The sequence below is a fragment of the Ruminococcus sp. genome (assembly GCF_019417665.1).
Lineage (GTDB): Bacteria > Bacillota > Clostridia > Oscillospirales > Ruminococcaceae > Ruminococcus_C.
Genome location: NZ_DXUU01000007.1, coordinates 1 through 19,399, shown reverse-complemented (window position 1 = coordinate 19,399; position 19,399 = coordinate 1). Strand labels below are relative to the sequence as shown.

Genomic DNA, 19,399 nt, shown 5'->3' with positions numbered 1-19,399 from the left:
GTGAAAAGGCGGTGATCCTATGACTTATAGCGACGACTTTTTAGAACAGATCCGGGCTGCCTGTCCCATGGAGACCATTGCTGGAAATTATGTGAATCTGATCCGCCGGGGCAGACATTATGTGTGCAACTGTCCCTTTCACTCAGAAAAATCCCCATCCTGCACAATATTTCCAGATACGCAAAGCTTTTACTGCTTTGGCTGCGGTGCAGGCGGCGATGTCATCACCTGGGTGCGGCGCATGGAAAATCTGGAGTTCGCAGATGCTGTAAAGCAACTGGCAGAAAAAAGCGGTCTCCAGGTACCCAATGACCGGGAAGCCGACCGCCGCGCACAGCTGCGCACGAGGATCTTTGCCATCAACCGTGAGACCGCCAATTTTTATTTCCGAAACCTCACCGCCGGCAATGACAAACGAGGACTGCAATATCTGGTCTCTCGCCAGCTAAAGCCGGAAACCATCCGGAAATACGGTCTGGGCTATGCACCGGATGCGTGGAATGTGCTGACAGACCACCTGCTGAAAAAAGGCTTTACAGAAGAAGAACTCCTGGCGGCAAACGTGGCGCATCGTTCCAATAAAGGTAATCTATACGACGCATTCCGCTGCCGTGTTATGTTTCCCATCGTGGACACACGAGGCGCTGTTATTGGATTTGGCGGCAGAGTCATGGACGACAGCCAGCCGAAATATCTGAACACTGCCAAGACGCCTGTCTTTGATAAGGGGCGCAATCTGTTTTCCCTGAATTTTGCCAAGGACAGCAGTTCCACTTACATGATCCTCGCCGAGGGCTATATGGATGTCATTGCCATCAACCAGGCCGGTTTTCCCAATGTGGTGGCAACTCTAGGTACCGCCATTACGCCGGAACAGGCACGGAAGCTCACCCAATATGCCAAGGAAATGATTATTGCCTATGACAGCGATGGTGCCGGGCAGCAGGCAACGCAAAAGGCGATCAACCGGTTCAGCGAAGTGGGAATGCCCACACGGATCCTGCACATGTCCGGCGCAAAAGACCCAGACGAATTTATCAAAAAATTTGGTTCAGAGCGATTCCGACTGCTGCTGGAACAGGCAGGAGATGCCATCAATTTCCGGTTGGACCGCTGCGAACAGGGACTGGATCCCAACACAGAAGCAGGAAAGGTGCAGCTGTTAAAACGTGTGGTATCTGTACTGACGGAGATACAGAATCCTCTGGAACGGGAGGTCTATCTCTCCCGGACAGCAAACAAATGGGAAATTTCCAAGAACGTGCTGGAACAGCAGGTGGAACGCCAGTTGCGCAGCAAAAAACACCTGGAAAAAACAAAGGAATGGAAAGGCATTATGGAACACACGGTACGGCCTGAACCGCAGCAGCCTCAATCCAGTGTCCACCTCCGGGAAAGCCGTGCAGAAGAACGAATTCTCTGTTATCTGCTAGTAAACCCGACAGATGCAGCATGGATCGCAGATACACTGACGGCGGAACAGTTTGTCATTCCTTTGTACCGCCGGGTCTTTTCAGCTTTTCAAGAATGCCGCAAAAATGAAACTGCGTTTTCGCTTTCTTACCTGGGAGGCGTATTATCTGACGACGAAATGGGTAAAATAAGCGGGATTCCTGCACGACATCGAGATATTCCTGTCACACGGGAAGAAATAACAGACTGTGTCCGTATTTTGCAGGAAGAACAGCATACAGCTGTGGAAACAGACGATGATCTGCTCTCTCTGATTCAAAAAAAACAGCATCCGAAAGTCTGATACATATATGAAAACGGTTCTCCACTGAGAATTCAGATAGAAAGGAAAATATGCCATGGAACAGAAAAAAATGACCATTGACGCTTTGATGGAACAGGGCAAGGCAAACGGAAAGCTTACCACAAAAGAGATCACCGATGTTCTGGATGAGCTGGATTTCGACACCGACCAGCTTGCTTCCATCATCAACAGCTGCGAACAGCTGAATATTGAGATCATTGACGACACCGCCATTGATGAATCCATCGGCAACAGCGATGCAGATCTGGTAGACGATCTGGAAATGACGCTGTCTACCGAAGGCATTGCCATTGACGACCCGGTCAAAATTTATCTGAAAGAGATCGGTCGTGTACCCCTGCTTTCCCCGGATGAAGAAACCGAACTAGCAAAGCGCATGATGGAAGGCGACAGCTATGCCAAAAAGCGCCTGTCTGAGGCAAATCTGCGTTTGGTTGTCAGCATTGCAAAAAAATATGTAGGCAGAGGAATGCAGTTCCTGGATCTGATCCAGGAGGGCAATCTGGGACTTCTGAAAGCGGTAGAGAAATTCGACTACACAAAGGGCTTCAAATTCTCCACCTATGCCACATGGTGGATCCGTCAGGCAATCACCCGTGCCATTGCAGACCAGGCAAGAACGATCCGTATCCCGGTACACATGGTAGAGACCATCACCAAGGTAAAGAAAGTTTCCAGCCAGCTGCTCCACGAGACAGGTCACGATCCGTCTGCGGAAGAAATTGCAGAAAAGCTGGAGATGCCGCCGGAACGTGTCCGTGAGATCATGCGCATTGCACAGGATCCCGTTTCTCTGGAAACACCCATCGGTGAGGAAGAAGACAGCCATTTGGGCGATTTTATCCCGGATGACGATGCGCCGGCTCCGGCAGACGCAGCTTCTCTCATGCTGCTGAAAGAACAGCTCAACGAGGTATTGGCAACGCTGACTGACCGTGAGGCAAAGGTACTTCGTCTGCGTTTCGGTCTGGAGGACGGACGTTCCCGGACACTGGAAGAAGTGGGCAAGGAATTCGATGTCACCCGTGAGCGTATCCGTCAGATCGAAGCAAAGGCACTGCGCAAGCTGCGCCATCCCAGCCGCAGCAAAAAAGTTAAGGATTTTCTGGACTAATCTTGTATAAACAGCTCCTGCTGCACCCCGATTTCCCCTTGGAGCGTATAAGTAACCGTCCATTGTATGCCGTCCTCGGTTTCGAGGACGGCTGTTTTTTTGTCCAGAATCTCCACTTCATCCAAAAAATTATCTTCATATCGTTGTACCTGTTCCTCCAGATTTTGTTTTGCCTCTTCCGGCGTCAATGTCAATGTTTTCGATCGGTATTCGTGGTAGGTCTCCCGATAGATGCCAATAGGCAGTTCTGCACCAAGCAGGGAAAACCAGCTGTAGCCTGTGGTTTTGATGCTGTCCTCATAGGGATCGTCTTTATTTCCAAGGGGGATATGCCATGTAAAAATATCCAGATATTTCCTTGGTGTTGTTTCACCTGTTGGCGTGCGCAGCTGCTGCTCATAAGAACAAGTAAAAGTTTCTGTCTGCTCATACTGCCCGATAATACTTCCCAGAGAATGGCGAATCCCCAAATGTCCTGTTTCATCTATGACAACGCCGCTGACTAAAAGATCCCCTTTCTGCACTGGTTCTCCCACCAGTTTCATAAGCTGTCCGCAATAAATAGATACAGAAACAATCTGTCCGTCTTGTGCAGAAACAATATTAGATGGCACCCGATCCTCCAACATTTTCGGCACAGGATCACGTTCCATCACCTCTACTACAAGACGGTTTCCCGTATGGCGCATTCCCACCCATGCCAGTTCATCTACCCCGGCACGCAGAGTATGTTCACACATAGAAAAATCAATAGACGGGATCCAGCGCCCCCGTGTCACGCCGCACTCCTCCAGAATTGCAGTAATCTCCGCTGTCGTTGCAGTTTCGTTGCCGATCACGTCAATTTCCGTGACAATATTGGAACCATAAAACAACAGTCCGCCAGTGAGCAGCAGTCCTAATGGAATACCGAACCGGAAACGGTAGCGATGTAGAAATTGCCGGAGAGTGCGGCGGGTAGTCAACTGTAATGTAACGCCGTATTGCTGCGCCAATTCTTCCACGGCTGTACGATATTTCTCATAAAACCGAAACTGATAGGTATCTCCCAGACAACGCTGTCCCCGACAGCAGATCCCGGCAGACTGCATTGCATTGAGAAAGGAATACAGCTTTCCGCCGGATGCCACCGCCCGGTACTCACCTCGCAGATGCTGTTCCATGGCGCACCCCCTTTGGTGTCAATGTCATCGACTGGATCTCCCCGTGGATCAGCAGACTTTCCGGTGAACGGCTGTCAGCCTGGAGATCCTTACCCCAGATCTCCAAAATCAGATCCGTGGTCTGTACTACAATACGGATATCGTTATATTCCAGGATCCTGCGGCAATTTTCCAGATAAATCTCCCGGTTCCCATTCATTTGAAGATAAGTTTGCAGGCAGAGCAGCCGCCGTCCGGCTTCTGCCACACGTTTTCCCATGCGAATCACCTCACAGCATTCTATGCACAGGTATGGAAAAATAGTATCTCAGACATATTCGGTAACTTGATAGGCATAAAAATTCATGAGATCCCGTTGGATGTATTTTTCGGAGGTTGTGATATGGTTCGTTCTCTCTTTATACGGCGCAATGCTTCTGCTTTTGGAATATTGCTCCTGCTGATCCTCTGTGTCTGTTTTGCCAGTGAGATCCGGTTGGAAATGCAGAATGCGCTGACCCGATGCCTGACAGTGATCATCCCATCTCTGTATGCTATGATGATCCTGTCTCAACTGCTTGTGACTACAGGAATCTGGCGTGTGCTGGCAAAACCTCTGCGCCGGATCACGCCGAAACTGTTTGGTATGCCTGATGCCTGTTTTGCAGTATTCTTATTGAGCCAATTTGCAGGTTATCCGATCGGTGCAAGCATGCTCCGCACCCTGACGGAAAACGGCACCCTGCGCCGGGAGGATGCCGGTAGACTGCTCGGGGTATGCTACGGCAGCGGTCCGGCATTTCTCCTGGGACTCCTGGGCAATGTCCCCCATCGAACCCAAGTGTTTCTGCTGATTTTCGGAACAAATGTATTATCCAACCTGCTGCTGGCATGTCTGCTGTTTCGACGTAAACCCATACGGCTTCAACGAAACGAGCAAACGGCAATTTACCCGGCAGATGCCTCTCTGTTGGTGCAGTGTACTGCCGACGCCGGACGAACACTGCTGAAGCTCTGCGGTATTATCCTTTGTTTTTCCGCAGTTTGTGCAGTTCTGAATGCCTTAGGGCTGTTTCAACTGCTGACCCTGTCTGCACAGAAATTGTCCCTGACATTTCCTGTTTCCGCCGTAACAAAATGCATCCTGGAAATCACAAATGCCGCTGCATTGTCCCTGCCCTTTCGCCTGCGGATTCCTATATTTGCAGCGCTGCTCTCTTTCGGCGGTCTCTGCGTCATATTGCAGATCCGAGCTGTCACTGGAGATGTCGTTCCCATGAAGCACTTTATCTCTTGGCGGTGCGTGGCTGCCATATCCTCTGCCGGATGCTGTGCTGTGGGTGTGCACTTTCTGCCAGATATTCCAGATGAAACAGCGGCAGTGATGTCAACAGCAATCGTCTCACGGAATCCGATTTTCCCTACTTGTATGCTGCTGATAATGATACTTCTGGTGTTCCGGGAGGAACGGAGGCTTTTGGAATAATTTTTGTTTTTCAGAAAAGCGGTACTGTGCGCCTAATTGCCCAGATTTTTTTCAAAATCCCTTGACTTTTTAGACAGAATATACTATAATGAAAGAGAATAGATTCTGTTTACAACAGAAAAATAAAAAGGTATCGTCGGTGACGGTATTTTCACCAGAAAGGAGTTCGTATATTTATGAGAATACGAAAAAAACTAATGGCGCTTGCTGTCTCAGGGATGATGACAGTCACCTGTTTTTCCGCAAGCATTCCTGCGGTGCAGACAAGCTTGAGCGCTGCTGCTGTAGATGACAACAATGATGACTGGCTTCACGCTGAGGGCAGCCGTCTTTATGACTCAGAGGGACATGAGGTTTGGCTCACCGGCGCAAACTGGTTCGGCTTCAACTGCACGGAAAACTGTGCCCATGGACTGTATGCTGCTGATATTGATGACTTCCTGGAAAATGTTTCAAACCACGGCATTAACCTGATCCGTATGCCCATCTCCACAGAGCTTCTGGTATCCTGGATGGACGGTAAACCGCTGGATGTTTCCAGCGTCAATGCCGGAAACGATCCGCCGTATTTCGTAGTAAACCCGGATTTTGTCCTGGAGGACGGCAAAACTCTGAAAAACAGCATGGAAATTTTTGATATTATCATGCAGAAGATGAAAAAGTACGGTCTGAAAGTGATGATTGACGTCCACAGTCCGGCTTCTCATAACTCCGGCCATAACTATAACTTGTGGTACTACGAAAGTTCCGCAGCAGATGCAGATAACATGGCAGTAGGTGCCTTTTCTTCTGAACAGATCACATGGGACATGTGGAAGGATTCCATTACCTGGCTGGCGGAGAAATATAACAGCGATGATACCATCATCGGCTACGATCTGAAAAATGAGCCTCACGGAAAACGCGGCTATAATGGGACAACTTGCCCCTCTGATATTGCAAAATGGGACAACTCTACCGATCTGAATAACTGGGCATATTCCGCAACAGAATGTGCCAATTCTTTGCTGAGTGTCAATCCCAATGCACTGATCTTCATCGAAGGCGTTGAACAGTATCCCAAGACGGAAAAAGGCTACACTTATGACACAGCGGACATCTGGCAGGCATCTGCGGATGTTTCTCCCTGGTACGGTGCATGGTGGGGCGGAAATTTGCGTGGTGTGAAGGATTATCCCATTAAACCGGATTCCGGTACCAGCCAGATCGTTTACTCGCCTCACGACTACGGCCCGTCTGTGTATAACCAGACCTGGTTTGACAAGGACTTCACTACCCAGACTCTGCTGGACGACTATTGGTATGACACCTGGGCATATATCAATGACCAGGATATCGCTCCCCTGCTGATCGGCGAGTGGGGCGGTCATATGGACGGCGGCAGTAATGAAAAGTGGATGACGCTGCTTCGGAACTACATGATCGACAACCACATCAATCATACTTTCTGGGGTCTGAACCCCAACTCCGGTGATACCGGCGGACTGCTGGCATACGATTTTATCACATGGGATGATGAAAAATATAACATGTTTGAAGAATCTCTGTGGCAGACGCTGGAAACTGGAAAATATATCAGCCTGGATCACCAGCGTGCACTTGGCACAAACGGCTCCAGCATTTCTCTGAGTGATTTCTACAGTTCCTACGCTTCTACAGAGGGAAGCAACCTTGACGGCGGCACCATCTGGGATGGCAAAACTAGTTCCTCCAAACCTGTAGAAACTGGTACAGGAGTTTCCACTACCACAAAGGAAGAAACCACTACTACCGTAACCACATCGGAAACACCGGCTGTCATCGGAGATATTACACAGGATGGCACTACGGATATGGCAGATCTTATCCAGCTTCTCAAATTCCTGCTGGGGCAGGAAACCAGCGACGGGAATTTCCGGGCAGGTGATGTCAACGGTGACGGTACTGTAAACGGCATCGACCTGGCACTCTATCGTCAGGTGCTCTCCAAATCTATTGATGCATTTCCCCAGTGAGGTCGTTGCCGATGAAACGTAAGGATTATCTCACCTGGGATGAATATTTCATGGGAATCGCCCTGCTTTCCGCCCAGCGCAGCAAAGACAATCACACACAGGTCGGCGCTTGTATCGTCAACCAGGAGCACAAAATCGTCTCTGTCGGTTACAACGGTATGCCTACGGGCTGCAATGATGACGACATGCCATGGGAACGGGAAGGTGATTTTCTTGATACGAAATATCCCTTTGTCTGCCATGCAGAACTGAATGCCATTCTCAACCGCAGCGCAGGAAGCTTGCAGGGATGCCGGCTCTATGTGACTCTGTTCCCCTGCAATGAGTGTGCAAAGGCGATCATTCAAAGCGGTATTCGTGAAATCATCTATTATGACAACAAATATGCAGATTCCGATGCCACAAAGGCATCCCAGCGAATGTTCCTGCTGACCGGCGTCACTTGCCGTCCTTATCATCACACAGAACGGACAATCGAACTGACGCTCTGACCATTGTTAATTCTGCATAACTTTTCACAAGAAAATGCTCTCCCGTTTTTCGGGAGAGTTTTTTTTGCCTAAAAAAGCCTTTTGGTTTTTGTGAAATATCCCTATTTTCGATTTTTTTCGCTTTTTTTCAAATTCCCTTTGTGTTTTTCTGCAAAATATGCTATAATAAAATAGAGAAATTATGCGCCCGGAAACGGTGCATTATCACGAAAGGATGAAAACGATCCATGCGTATTCGCTGTAAACCCTGGGCACGACCGGAATTGGAGGCCTGCCCATTCTATATCTCGGAACCGAAATCCTGCAAAGGACAGTGGGCTTCTCAATTTCCGAAGCAGCAGCCCCTTCGACTGGAACTCGGCTGCGGCAAAGGCGGCTTTATTGCACAAGAAGCTCCGTCAAATCCGAATTATAATTACCTTGCCATTGACATAAAAAATGAGATGCTGGTTCTTGCCAAACGCAAGCTGGAAACAGCATATGCAGCGGCAGATCTGCCCTTGGACAATGTCCGCATTTGTATTGACAATATTATGTATCTTCGGGACTGTTTTTCTGAAACAGACCGTATCGACCGGATCTATATCAACTTCTGCAACCCCTGGCCGAGAGGGAAGCATAAAAAACGTCGGCTCACTCATCCGCGTCAGCTGGTGCAGTATCGACTGCTCCTGGACGGAGAGATCTGGTTCAAAACAGACGATGACGAACTGTTTGAGGAATCTCTGGCATATTTTCCTGAGGCAGGATTCCGCATCACAACGATAACACGAGATCTCCACAGTGATCCAACGCTGCGGTATTTTGAGACTGAACACGAACAGATGTTTGACGAAATGGGAAAAAAGATCAAATTCCTCAAGGCCGAACCAGACCCCTCTGTGCCGATAGAATCCCTCCGGCATCTGCTGCAATATAGTGAAAGGAACGAGAACAATGGGCTTAACAACGAAGAACCATAAATCCATGAACCAATATTTTTCTAATCTCATAGAGCGAAATACTGCGCCGCCCATGGAAATCATTGCAGACGGCACCCAGGCAAATGAGAATCCGGCAGCTAGTTATCGTGGATTTGGCTGCGTCACCGGAAACAATTCTTCCCGGCTGCTGCTGGACTATAAAGTGGAACATCCCCAGGCATACGAAGAGATCATGCGGCTGCTGTTTCAAAAGGACTATGGCGTTGGACTGACGCATATTAAAATCGAACTGGGCGCAGATATCAACTCCTCTTCCGGCACAGAGCCGTGTACCAAGCGTTCTGCCAACGAACCGGCAGATGTTACACGTGGGGCAGGCTTTCAGTTTGCCGCAGACGCAAAGGCAATCAATCCGGATATTACGATAGATTTTCTCCGTTGGGGCGAGCCAAACTGGGTCACAAGTGCCTTTTCTATCAGCCAGGAGCATGGTCTGAATGCACGCTATCGCTGGTACAAGGAAACGCTGGATGCCGCTTATGCCGTGTACGGGCTGAAATTCGACTACATCAGCGCTGACCAAAATGAAACAGACACACCCGACGAGGCGTGGATTCTCTATCTGCGCTATCGGCTGGATCATGAGACAAATGCACCTTATGATTACAGCAAGATTAAGATCATTGCTTCTGATGAGGTAGGCACTCGTAACATTGCTGAGCAGATGGTAGACAACAGTGCCCTGCGCAATGCAGTGGATGTCATTGGCCTGCACTACACCACATTTGGCGATTCCTACACCAACTTACTCAATGAAGCATATGGGAAAGAAATTTGGTACAGCGAAGGTATTGCTCCCTGCAATGTGCCAGAGCTGACGGTACAGGCGGATGAATCCGGACTTATTGGCAAAAACGGGCCCATTGACGTAGCAAATCGCATCATCAATAGCTATTACAACGGCAAAATGGTCATGTACGAATTCCAACCGGCGGTTGCCTCTTATTATGATGGTTCTTGCTATGCACCGAAACAACTGATCCGAGCATGGGAACCGTGGTCGGGGTATTATGTCATTGACATCGGCTTTTGGATGGCGCTTCATTTCAGTCGTTTCTCCCAGAAAGGCTGGATGTATGTGAATGGTGCCTGTTATGGAGACGGCGTAGAAGATCACGCCATCACCAATACCACCAGCAACGTCATGACCCTGACCTCGCCAGATCGCACGGAACTGTCCATGTTCTTCACCAACGAAAGCGATGAAGTGCGTGTTTACTCTGTGCAGATCAAGGATATGGCATTTGAACCTGGCGTACTTTCCTCGGTGGTGACAAAAGGTCCTTCCGGCAGACAGGCATATGATGCAAATTGGTTCCAGAAGGGCAAGAATTTCCGTCCGATCCGCAATCACAAGGATACATATCTCATCAAAGTACCCCCACGCTCCATTATGACAGTAACTACGCTGGATACCAGTTGGGTCAACGGTGTGAACACCTTCCCGGCAATTCAACCGCCTATGGCAACCCGTCTTGCACTGCCCTATCATGATGATCTGAAATATACAGCAGAAGAGATTCGCATACGAGGTTGTGCACCACGCTATATGACCGATCAGGGCGGTGCCTTTGAGTTGGTAGAAGCGGACGACGGCTATGCCATCTGTCAGAAAATCACACCGCAGATTCTGCCCACAAACTGGCGATTCCGTGGAACACCTCTGCCGCTGACCTGCTTTGGCGACGACAAATGGCGCAGCTATAGCGCCGAAGCTGAAGTACGCCTCGCCAATTTAGAAGAACACAACTTTTCCGGCATCGGCATCCGCTATAATTCTGCTGTCACCTGTGAATTTTCTTCCATGTGCGGCTATACCGGACGAATCTACGGCGACGGCAGTTGGAAACTCATGGATATGGAAAGTGTTGCGGCAGAGGGAATTCTGCACCATGTGGATCCTCAAGAATGGAACAAGCTAAAACTAGTCGTGCTGGGCAACTCCATCTTCTTCTTCATCAACGGCAATTTCCTGACCAAATACACACCCCAATGTATGGTCAACAGCGGCAGAGCCAGCCTTTGCAGCGATTATGCCTGGAATATGTTCCGCAATATCCGCATTGAACCGATTGCTGTACAGCCGCCCTTTGTCCGTCGGATAGACTGCTTCGGGGATGGTATTCTCTACAACGAAAACTGGGAGATCCACGCCATGGAGAGCTACCTCTTCTATAATCGTACATCCATGGAAGCGAAAGCAGGGGCTGAATTCTCGTGCAGCTTTGACGGTACAGGGATCGCTGTCATTGGTACAGCACAGAATGCGGAGTTCACTGTGCTCATTGACGGACACACCGTGTATGAAAATTTCTTTGTTCCCGACTGCCAGCCCCGTCAGGCATGTATGGTTATTGACCAGCTTCCGGAGGGTACACACACAATGCGCATCTTTCTCACCGGCGGTTCATTTAAGCTGGATGTACTGGAAATTCCGGAATCTTACCCTCGTATGACAGATACGCTTTCTGTCCCCAACAACATTCGCTCCACCGTCGCTGCCACACGCCGCCAGCAGAAAGCAACTCATCCGACTGATTCCGATTTCATGGATGCAGAGGCAATGCTATGGCATATGGAACACCCTTTTACAGAAGCGCCGAAGCCGACGGAAGAAATACCTGCGCCTGCATCGGAACCCGAAACACCCCAGCAGCCGGAACAGATGCCTACAGAAGAGTCTGAACTAACAGCGCCAGAGAAATCTGCGCCGAAGCAGGATATTCTCACCACATCAAAGGCAGCCTCGGAACAACCTGTGGAATCTGCGTCACAAACTATAGAAGAAGCACCTGCTGCACCTGTCCCTGAAGAACCAGAATTTGACCCAGAGACACGCCAGTCCATGCGTGAGATCGAAGCCATTTTTGAGCCATCCGATACAAATTCCGATGATGCAACTTCTCAGGACATGGAAATGAGCCTGACCATACAGGAAATGCAGCAGATCCTGGAAAACGACTCCACAGAAATGATGGAACACTATGCTGACGATTCTACTGAACCCAAACAGTCCTGAACCTCTCTATCGGCAGATCTGTCAGGCAATCCAAACGAAAATCGCTCAGGGTGTCCTTATACCTCATGAAAAATTGCCGTCCCGGCGTGCACTTTCGGCGCATTTGCAGACTAGTATGATCACAGTACAAACGGCATATGAGCAGCTTGTGGCAGAAGGATATCTCTATTCCCGCCCCCGTGCCGGCTATTATGTAGACCCGGATGCCACACTGTTGGCACATGCGCCTCAACTAGAGAAATTGCCGGCGCATAATGCGGCTGCATCCTTACCGGATACACCAAAGGATCAGATCATTTTTTCCACCAGCGGTGTAGATCTGGAACAATTCCCCTTTGCCACTTGGGCAAAATTATCCCGGCAGGTGCTGACTTCAAAACAGGAAGCTTTGTTACAGGCAACGCCCTCCATGGGCATATACGAATTGCGTCAAGCAATTGCAGCCCATCTCCGGGCATTTCGGGATATTCATGTTACTCCGGAACAGATTCTGGTAGGTGCAGGAACGGAATATTTGTTGGGAATCCTGGTGCAGCTGCTGGGCGCATCCCGGCGGTATGCAGTTGAGGATCCCGGTTATCAGAAGGGCAAACAGATTCTTCATAGCAACGGCGCAGCAGTCATAGGCGTTTCCATGGACAATGCCGGGCTTCGGCTGAATGATCTGGAACAATCGGGAGCAACGATTGTTCACGTGACACCGTCCCACCAGTTCCCTACGGGAATAATCATGCCCATACGGCGACGTGCTGAGCTGTTGCAATGGGTCTCAGCCCAGCCTGACCGCTACATCATTGAAGATGACTATGACAGCGAACTGCGGTTTCAAGGAAAACCCTTACCGACACTGTACAGTCTGGACAAGACAGGACATGTTATTTATATGAATACCTTTGCCCGGACACTTGCACCGTCTCTGCGTATTGGCTATGTTGTCCTGCCGCCTGAGTTGGCGGAACGATTTAAACGGGATTTTTCCTTTTATTCTTCCACCGTGCCAAGCTTTGAACAGTATACTTTGGTGCAGTTTTTGCAGGAAGGTCACCTGGAACGCCATCTGAACCGGATGAAAAAAACCTACCGTCAGCGTCAGATTTTATTGCTGTCAGTGCTTCGCTCTCATCCCCTAGCGAAATCTATCACCGTCAGCGGTGAAGAAGCTGGGCTGCACTTGTTGTTGAAGGTGCATTTGCCATGTACAGAAGAGGAACTGATCCGGACGGCGGAACAAGTGCATGTGACAGTATATGGCTTGTCCGGCTATTATGGAACGGCAAGCTGCACATCAAAAACATCCCCATGTATTGTCTTAGGCTATGCCTGTCTTTCTCCAGAGGAAATAACAGTTGGAACAAAACGACTGCTGGATGCATGGAGCAAATTATTATAATGTTATCCCCCAAAAAAACGGGTGCAGGTACCACAAAAGGTACTGCACCCGTTTTTTCAGACTATGCTGGAATTATATGCTGGAAGAAATTTCTTAGCATCCACAGCCACAGCCGTTATTGTTATTGCCACAGCCGAAGCCATTGCCATTACCGCAGCAGCAGAACAGAATCACAAGCAGAATAATAATCCAGCAGCATCCACCGTTACCTTCAAAACACATAATACACTATCTCCTTCATGTCAGATTTTTTTGAAACAAACTGTTTTTTGTCTGTTTCATAGTACATTGTATGCCAAAGCGAAAAATGTGTGACTCCTTCGACAAATATTGCAGGAAGTTTATGGCATACTATAACCGTACACATTGAATCAGAGGAAAGGACAGATAAAGCCATGCGATATACAGAAGGATTTACCGGAAAAGCAATTCTCGCCATGAAAGAAGCAATTCATGCTGCTGAGGAACTAGGGCATACGTACATCGGAAGTGAACATCTGCTGTTGGGATTGGTGGAGGAAGGCGGCAATGCAGCTGCAAGCGCGCTTGCAGCACAACAAATGGACGCAAAACAGCTGCGCCATGCCGTCATTGATCTGGTGGGGCGAGGTATTCCTGCACAAGTCCGGGATGACTGCCTGACGCCGTCACTGGTGTCCATTCTGGAGGATGCCAAAGAACGGGCACGAGATGCCGGGCGGGCACTTGCGGGAACAGAACATCTGCTCCTGGCAATCATTCATGCGCCCTGTTGCAGTGCTGTGACTATTCTCAAGAAGTTGGGCGTGAGTCTGAACCAGCTGTGCACCCTTTGCAATTGTGATACCACCTACGGTGTCCGGATGGAGCGTCAGCAGATCGATACCTTGTCCCGGAAGTCCTGCCCAGCGCTGTTTCAGTACGGCAAGCTCATGACCGATCCGTCTAATCCATACCGTTATGATCCACTGGTGGGACGGGACAAAGAATTACAACAGATCGTTCGCATCCTATCTCGACGCACCAAAAACAATCCTTGTCTCATCGGAGAAGCTGGTGTGGGTAAAACCGCCATTGTAGAAGGAATTGCCCGAAAAATCCTACAGGGCGATGTGCCGGAATCCCTGCAACATATGCAGCTGTTTTCCCTGGATCTGCCTGCCCTGCTGTCCGGAGCGAAATACCGAGGTGATTTTGAGGAACGCCTGAAAAACTGCCTGACCGAAGCAGCCGAACACGGCAATATCATTTTATTCATTGACGAACTGCATACCATTGTAGGTGCAGGTGCGGCAGAGGGTGCCATTGATGCGGCAAATATGCTAAAGCCCCAGCTTGCACGAGGAGAAATCCGGCTCATTGGTGCCACTACACCTGATGAATTTCGTACTACCATCGGAAAAGACAGTGCGCTGGAACGCCGTTTTCAGCCAGTACAAGTCCACGAGCCAGACGAACGTCAATGTTATGCCATGCTTCAGGGATTAAGGGAAACCTATGCGGAATTTCATCAAGTGACCATTTCAGACCCAGTTCTGAAAACGGCGATTCAATATGCTGATCGGTATCTCCACGACCGTTTTCTGCCGGACAAGGCGATCGATCTCCTGGACGAAGCTTGTTCCCGGGCACGAATTCGCTGGGAACAGACACGAAAAGCGCCGGAAATTGCTGAAGTAACTGAAGAAGATATTGCCGTGGTTGTAGCAGCACGTACGGGCATCCCCACGAAAAAAATCACCGAAGCCCAGCGTCAGAAACTGCTGACTCTTGGGGATACTCTGAAACGTCAGGTCATCGGACACGACAAAGCAGTTGACGAGCTGACAGCCACACTATTCCGTGCCAGCACCGGACTACAGGAAACTGCTCGTCCCATCGGCACTTTCCTCTTCGCCGGACCAACAGGCGTAGGAAAAACTGCTCTGGCAAGCGCCTTAGCGGAACATCTGTTTGACGACAAGGAGAGTCTCATTCGCATTGACATGTCCGAGTTTATGGAAAAGCACGCTGTCTCCAAGCTTATCGGTGCTCCTCCCGGATATGTAGGCTTTGAAGACGGCGGAATGCTGTGTGAACGAGTGCGCAGCAGACCCTATTGTGTTATTTTGTTTGATGAGATCGAAAAAGCGCACCCGGATGTTTGCAATATTTTGCTGCAAATCATGGAAGATGGTGTCCTCACCGACTCCTGCGGCAGAAAAACCAGCTTTCGCCACGCCCTGCTGATTCTTACCTCCAATATCGGCGGTGAAGCTATGCGTACTGGAGAGCAGTTAGGATTTACAACATCTCACTCCAGCATGCACAACGAAGCAGCACAGAATGCCTTAAAACAGCATTTTTCCCCGGAATTTCTGGGCAGACTGGATGGTGTACTTTGGTTCCATAAATTGCAGCCCAACAGCCTGGAACAGATCGCAAAAAGAATGCTCCAAGGATTGCAGCAGCGGCTGGCACGCATGGAAATTGCCATGGAATTTACGCCGGAAGCTGTGCAACTTCTGGCACATGCGCCGAAAACTGCACAATACGGCGCTCGTCCCATGAAACACTACCTGGCGCAGACTGTAGAAAATCCTCTGGCAGACAAAATGCTGCACAGTGAGATCCGTCCAGGTGATGAGATCCGTCTGACAGCACGAGAGAATAATTTTGTGGTACTGGATCGTGTACTCCGATAAATCCAAAAAAACCGGATACTGAGGAAATCTATCCTCAGTATCCGGTTTTTATCAAGTCAAAGAGAACAATTCGTTCAAATAATGTATCCCTGTTTCCGTTCGAAAGATTTTATCCCGAAATGCCTTGATGTTGCGTTTGGGCAGTCCATCTTCATAGGCATTCACCATAAAATCAGCTTCTACCAGTATTTGCAGGCTTACATCATCAATCTGGTCATAGGTATGATGGTGTGCTACCAGTTCACAGACCCGGTTAATAAGAGCCGGTTGGAATTCCAATGCCATCAGCATAGCACGTGCAATGGGCGGTCCCTCGATCTCCTGATACTCACCGGCAGCAGAACGATATTTTTTTTCTGCCGCATGAATCCCAATGTCATGCACCAGCGCTGCCACTTCGATCACCTCGCGCTGCTTTGAGCCGAGTTGTTCTTCTTCGGCAATCATTTTTGCAAACGCATACACCTTCATAAAATGCTGGATCCGCTTGGGGTCTCCGCTGTACAATGTGATCATTGCCATTGTCAATTGACTCATGGATGCCATAATACTGCTCCTTTCACCGCACGGTTCTCTTTTATAGGTTCTTAAAAAAGATATTAAAGCTGGTCAGCAATATCATAAATCAGCCGCTCAGACTTTTCCCAGCCAAGGCACGGATCTGTAATGGACTTGCCGTAGCAGCCCTCTCCGATCTTCTGTGCACCGTCCTCAATATAGCTTTCTATCATAAAGCCTTTCACCAAAGAAACAATTTCATTGCTATGGCGACAACTATGGAGTACTTCGTTGCAGATACGAATCTGTTCCAGGTATTTCTTGCCCGAGTTCGCATGGTTCGCATCCACGATCACAGCCGGATTCTGGAAGTTCTTTTTCTGATACAACTCATACAAGGTAATCAGATCCTCATAGTGATAATTGGGAATGGTTCTGCCCAGTGGATCCACTGCGCCGCGCAGAATAGCATGAGCATAGGGATTTCCCGAAGTCTGTACTTCCCAACCACGATACAGAAATACATGGGATGCTTGTGCAGCAACCAAGGAATTCATCATAACAGAAAGATCGCCGCCAGTAGGATTTTTCATACCCACGGGAATATCCAAACCACTTGCAGTCAGGCGGTGCTGCTGATTTTCTACGGAACGTGCACCCACCGCCACATAAGACAACAGATCTGACAGATACCGATGATTTTCCGGATAGAGCATTTCATCTGCACAGGTTAAGCCCGTTTGTTCAATGGCACGGGTGTGCAGCTCACGGATGGAAATCAGACCCTGAAGCATATCCTCTTTCTTCTCCGGATCCGGCTGATGTACCATGCCCTTATAGCCCTCACCAGTCGTCCGGGGCTTGTTGGTATAAATCCGGGGAATGATGATCAGCTTGTCCTTTACCTGCTCCTGCACCTTTGCCAGACGTGCTGTATAATCCAGTACAGCGTCCTCCCGGTCAGCAGAGCACGGTCCGATGATCAGAAGCTTTTTCTGGGATTCCCCGGTGAAAACGCTTTTGATCTCGGCATCTCGCTTTGCCTTTACCTCTACCAGCTTTTCTGACAAAGAAAACTGTTTTTTCAGTTCCTTCGGAATCGGGAGCTTCCGAATAAAATTCATATTCATCGTGTTTCAATTCCTTCTTTCTAATACTGATTCTCCAAACTGTAAAAACATTACAAATTGAAGAGTACTTCTAAATCATGTGCGAAACTCCAGCAGGCTTTTGTCTGCCGAAGCGGAAGAGATTCGCATGAAAATCACCTTATTAAGTATACTATATTTTCCGACAAAATGCAAGCTTCATTGTGGAAATCATGAAAAGTTTACCGGTGTTGCTATAGGCGGAGACGTAGACTCCGGTTTTGTTTCAAACTTCGCAGGTATCGTTGTAGTTTCCGTTATTTTCTCGGTATTAGCCTCTGTTTCCTCCACTTCTGGTGTAAGCAGTTGAATGGTCAGATTCCCCTGGGAAGTATAGGTGGTCAATAATGCCTTGGTTTCCGGCAAGATCAAAACACGTTCCACTTCCGCTGCATCCAGTCCCAGGTCACCCCAAGTATAGAGCAGTTCTGGTTCTGCATTTTTTTCTGCAACACGATACATTCCATTTTCATCCCAGAAACCATACCAGATCGTTTCCTCTGCCTCTTCCAAAAGGGCACAGTCCACAGCCAAAAGCTCAGACGAAGAAATTTCCATCTTCCAGAGTGTATTGTCTGTGATCACCAGATGAGACAATTGCAGCAATTCTTCTGCATCCTTTTCCAGAAGAAGCATACCGTCAGAACCGCAGCGAATCCATTGATAATCTGATTCCAAGGACAGAATATTGGAGTCGTTTCCCTGAATGGGAAGAAGATTACCGCAGTCGTCCAGGGTCATGAGACATTCCTGTTCATCAATCGTCGCAGTCAGATAGACATGATCCGAAGCATCGCTGCGGACACTGGTAAATGCCATGGTCTGCTTTGCTGCTTCATCCAGATCCAACAGAGTAGAAAGTCCCAGTTTCTGAGTGATCTCTCCGTCAGAGTTATACCATACCAAGCGATACTGGGTAGCATAATTTTCATAATAGGATTCCCAGTCAAACTGTTGCGGATCAAAAGTCGGATCTTCATAGGGAACTGCATTGGAATTTTCACACACCAGACCGCAGATCGTTCCATCAGACAATACATCAAAATCCATCAATCCCAGGAAATTTATTTCATTCACACTATCAAACAACGGTGTGAACTCCGGCTCCTCTTCTGCCGTTGCCCGAAACAGAACACTCTTCTGCTGCGTTTCACTCTGCTGTATTCCAAGCAGATAGATTTCCCCATTGTGCACACGAACAGTCTGCAATGTTCCCAACTCTTCCGGCAGTTCCCAAGCTGCTACCGTTGCCTCAAATGCCGGTTCCGGCAACTCGGTCTCTACAGAAAGCGTCGTTTCAACAGTTGTCTGTAACGTTTCTGTCTGTGCAGTCGTTACCAACGGCGGCAATTCTGTCAGCGCAGATTCTTCCGGTTCTTTTTCACCGTGATTCGCAGCACATCCCGTTGTACAAAGACACATCCCCAATGCCAAAGCATAAATCCGATACCTTCGATTTGATTGCATCACACAGCCTCCATTCTTAAAATCTCCGTTTATTATAATACGAATTTTGCAAAAAGTCAAGTCCTGTTCAAAAAGTGGGTGAAATACCTACTTTTGTCATGATTTGTCTTTTTCAATTATCAGAATATCACCATACCAAACCATTCTATGCATACATATTGCAAGGCACCTCTAAGAGCCTGTTCAGTATCTTTTTATGTGCGGATTTTCGAGCATAATTTTGTCGT

At 48.6% G+C, this 19,399-nt stretch carries 14 protein-coding genes and 1 pseudogene; 9 read left to right on the top strand and 6 right to left on the bottom strand.

Translation table 11 applies throughout. The annotated features are described in order from the left end of the window. The first annotated feature begins 19 nt into the window (after positions 1–19). Both dnaG and rpoD read left to right on the top strand, forming a co-directional pair. On the top strand, positions 20–1,756 hold the full coding sequence (gene dnaG, locus QZ375_RS03245; protein WP_295215171.1) for a DNA primase: 1,737 nt from the start codon (positions 20–22) through the stop codon (positions 1,754–1,756). A gap of 55 nt (positions 1,757–1,811) precedes the next feature. After that, positions 1,812–2,891 carry an RNA polymerase sigma factor RpoD gene (gene rpoD / locus QZ375_RS03240; RefSeq protein WP_295215169.1) on the top strand — a complete coding sequence of 360 codons (1,080 nt, stop codon included), beginning with the start codon at positions 1,812–1,814 and terminating at the stop codon, positions 2,889–2,891. Here rpoD and QZ375_RS03235 read toward each other — a convergent pair. Both QZ375_RS03235 and QZ375_RS03230 read right to left on the bottom strand, forming a co-directional pair. Next, positions 2,888–4,054 carry a sporulation protein YqfD gene (locus QZ375_RS03235; protein ID WP_295215166.1) on the bottom strand — a complete coding sequence of 389 codons (1,167 nt, stop codon included), beginning with the start codon at positions 4,052–4,054 and terminating at the stop codon, positions 2,888–2,890. The genes rpoD and QZ375_RS03235 overlap by 4 nt on opposite strands. Further along, entirely contained in the window at positions 4,032–4,313 is a 282-nt protein-coding gene (locus QZ375_RS03230) for a YabP/YqfC family sporulation protein (RefSeq protein WP_295215163.1), read from the bottom strand. Before QZ375_RS03230 ends, QZ375_RS03235 begins: the two co-directional genes overlap by 23 nt. A gap of 123 nt (positions 4,314–4,436) precedes the next feature. Between QZ375_RS03230 and QZ375_RS03225 the strand changes: the two genes are divergently transcribed. The 6 genes and pseudogenes from QZ375_RS03225 to QZ375_RS03200 all read left to right on the top strand — a co-directional run bounded on the left by QZ375_RS03225 (position 4,437) and on the right by QZ375_RS03200 (position 13,396). Next, on the top strand, positions 4,437–5,519 hold the full coding sequence (locus tag QZ375_RS03225; RefSeq protein ID WP_295215160.1) for a hypothetical protein: 1,083 nt from the start codon (positions 4,437–4,439) through the stop codon (positions 5,517–5,519). A 176-nt stretch (positions 5,520–5,695) separates the two neighbouring features. Beyond that, positions 5,696–7,513, top strand: a complete 1,818-nt coding sequence (locus QZ375_RS03220; protein ID WP_295215158.1) for a cellulase family glycosylhydrolase — start codon at positions 5,696–5,698, stop codon at positions 7,511–7,513. Positions 7,514–7,524: 11 nt separating this feature from the next. Next, positions 7,525–8,004: a dCMP deaminase family protein gene (locus QZ375_RS03215; protein ID WP_295215155.1), complete on the top strand. Its 480-nt coding sequence runs from the start codon at positions 7,525–7,527 to the stop codon at positions 8,002–8,004. 227 nt (positions 8,005–8,231) lie between these two features. Beyond that, a pseudogene (gene trmB, locus QZ375_RS03210) lies at positions 8,232–8,870 on the top strand (tRNA (guanosine(46)-N7)-methyltransferase TrmB); the annotation flags it as partial. A 70-nt stretch (positions 8,871–8,940) separates the two neighbouring features. Continuing rightward, a complete protein-coding gene (locus QZ375_RS03205) occupies positions 8,941–12,006 on the top strand; it encodes a glycosyl hydrolase family 59 (RefSeq protein ID WP_295215153.1) in 3,066 nt (1,021 codons plus the stop codon). Then, positions 11,972–13,396 (top strand): PLP-dependent aminotransferase family protein, encoded by a 1,425-nt coding sequence (locus QZ375_RS03200; RefSeq protein WP_295215151.1) that lies wholly within the window; start codon positions 11,972–11,974, stop codon positions 13,394–13,396. The genes QZ375_RS03205 and QZ375_RS03200 overlap by 35 nt, the downstream gene beginning before the upstream one ends. A 93-nt stretch (positions 13,397–13,489) precedes the next feature. Here the strand turns inward: QZ375_RS03200 and QZ375_RS03195 are convergent, their stop codons facing one another. Further along, a complete protein-coding gene (locus QZ375_RS03195) occupies positions 13,490–13,618 on the bottom strand; it encodes a hypothetical protein (RefSeq protein ID WP_295215149.1) in 129 nt (42 codons plus the stop codon). 173 nt (positions 13,619–13,791) lie between these two features. Here QZ375_RS03195 and QZ375_RS03190 point away from each other — a divergent pair, with 173 nt between their 5' ends. Next, positions 13,792–16,059 carry an ATP-dependent Clp protease ATP-binding subunit gene (locus QZ375_RS03190; RefSeq protein WP_295215147.1) on the top strand — a complete coding sequence of 756 codons (2,268 nt, stop codon included), beginning with the start codon at positions 13,792–13,794 and terminating at the stop codon, positions 16,057–16,059. A gap of 51 nt (positions 16,060–16,110) precedes the next feature. Here QZ375_RS03190 and QZ375_RS03185 read toward each other — a convergent pair whose 3' ends face one another. The 3 genes from QZ375_RS03185 to QZ375_RS03175 all read right to left on the bottom strand — a co-directional run bounded on the left by QZ375_RS03185 (position 16,111) and on the right by QZ375_RS03175 (position 19,172). Then, positions 16,111–16,605 carry an HD domain-containing protein gene (locus QZ375_RS03185; RefSeq protein WP_295215145.1) on the bottom strand — a complete coding sequence of 165 codons (495 nt, stop codon included), beginning with the start codon at positions 16,603–16,605 and terminating at the stop codon, positions 16,111–16,113. A 53-nt stretch (positions 16,606–16,658) separates the two neighbouring features. Then, the gene (locus tag QZ375_RS03180) at positions 16,659–17,687 is read right to left on the bottom strand and encodes a 3-deoxy-7-phosphoheptulonate synthase (protein WP_295215142.1); all 1,029 of its coding nucleotides are present in this window, start codon (positions 17,685–17,687) and stop codon (positions 16,659–16,661) included. Between the two features lie 189 nt (positions 17,688–17,876). Then, entirely contained in the window at positions 17,877–19,172 is a 1,296-nt protein-coding gene (locus tag QZ375_RS03175; RefSeq protein WP_295215139.1) for a hypothetical protein, read from the bottom strand. Between the last annotated feature and the right edge of the window lie 227 nt (positions 19,173–19,399).

Coding starts and splice junctions, on each gene's coding strand:
- QZ375_RS03185 (WP_295215145.1), bottom strand. CDS start 16,605: ATGGCATCCATGAGTCAATTGACAATGGCAATGATCACATTGTACAGC.
- QZ375_RS03180 (WP_295215142.1), bottom strand. CDS start 17,687: ATGAATATGAATTTTATTCGGAAGCTCCCGATTCCGAAGGAACTGAAA.
- QZ375_RS03190 (WP_295215147.1), top strand. CDS start 13,792: ATGCGATATACAGAAGGATTTACCGGAAAAGCAATTCTCGCCATGAAA.
- QZ375_RS03220 (WP_295215158.1), top strand. CDS start 5,696: ATGAGAATACGAAAAAAACTAATGGCGCTTGCTGTCTCAGGGATGATG.
- QZ375_RS03215 (WP_295215155.1), top strand. CDS start 7,525: ATGAAACGTAAGGATTATCTCACCTGGGATGAATATTTCATGGGAATC.
- QZ375_RS03235 (WP_295215166.1), bottom strand. CDS start 4,054: ATGGAACAGCATCTGCGAGGTGAGTACCGGGCGGTGGCATCCGGCGGA.
- QZ375_RS03205 (WP_295215153.1), top strand. CDS start 8,941: ATGGGCTTAACAACGAAGAACCATAAATCCATGAACCAATATTTTTCT.
- rpoD (WP_295215169.1), top strand. CDS start 1,812: ATGGAACAGAAAAAAATGACCATTGACGCTTTGATGGAACAGGGCAAG.
- QZ375_RS03195 (WP_295215149.1), bottom strand. CDS start 13,618: ATGTGTTTTGAAGGTAACGGTGGATGCTGCTGGATTATTATTCTGCTT.
- QZ375_RS03230 (WP_295215163.1), bottom strand. CDS start 4,313: ATGGGAAAACGTGTGGCAGAAGCCGGACGGCGGCTGCTCTGCCTGCAA.
- dnaG (WP_295215171.1), top strand. CDS start 20: ATGACTTATAGCGACGACTTTTTAGAACAGATCCGGGCTGCCTGTCCC.
- QZ375_RS03175 (WP_295215139.1), bottom strand. CDS start 19,172: ATGCAATCAAATCGAAGGTATCGGATTTATGCTTTGGCATTGGGGATG.
- QZ375_RS03225 (WP_295215160.1), top strand. CDS start 4,437: ATGGTTCGTTCTCTCTTTATACGGCGCAATGCTTCTGCTTTTGGAATA.
- QZ375_RS03200 (WP_295215151.1), top strand. CDS start 11,972: ATGCTGACGATTCTACTGAACCCAAACAGTCCTGAACCTCTCTATCGG.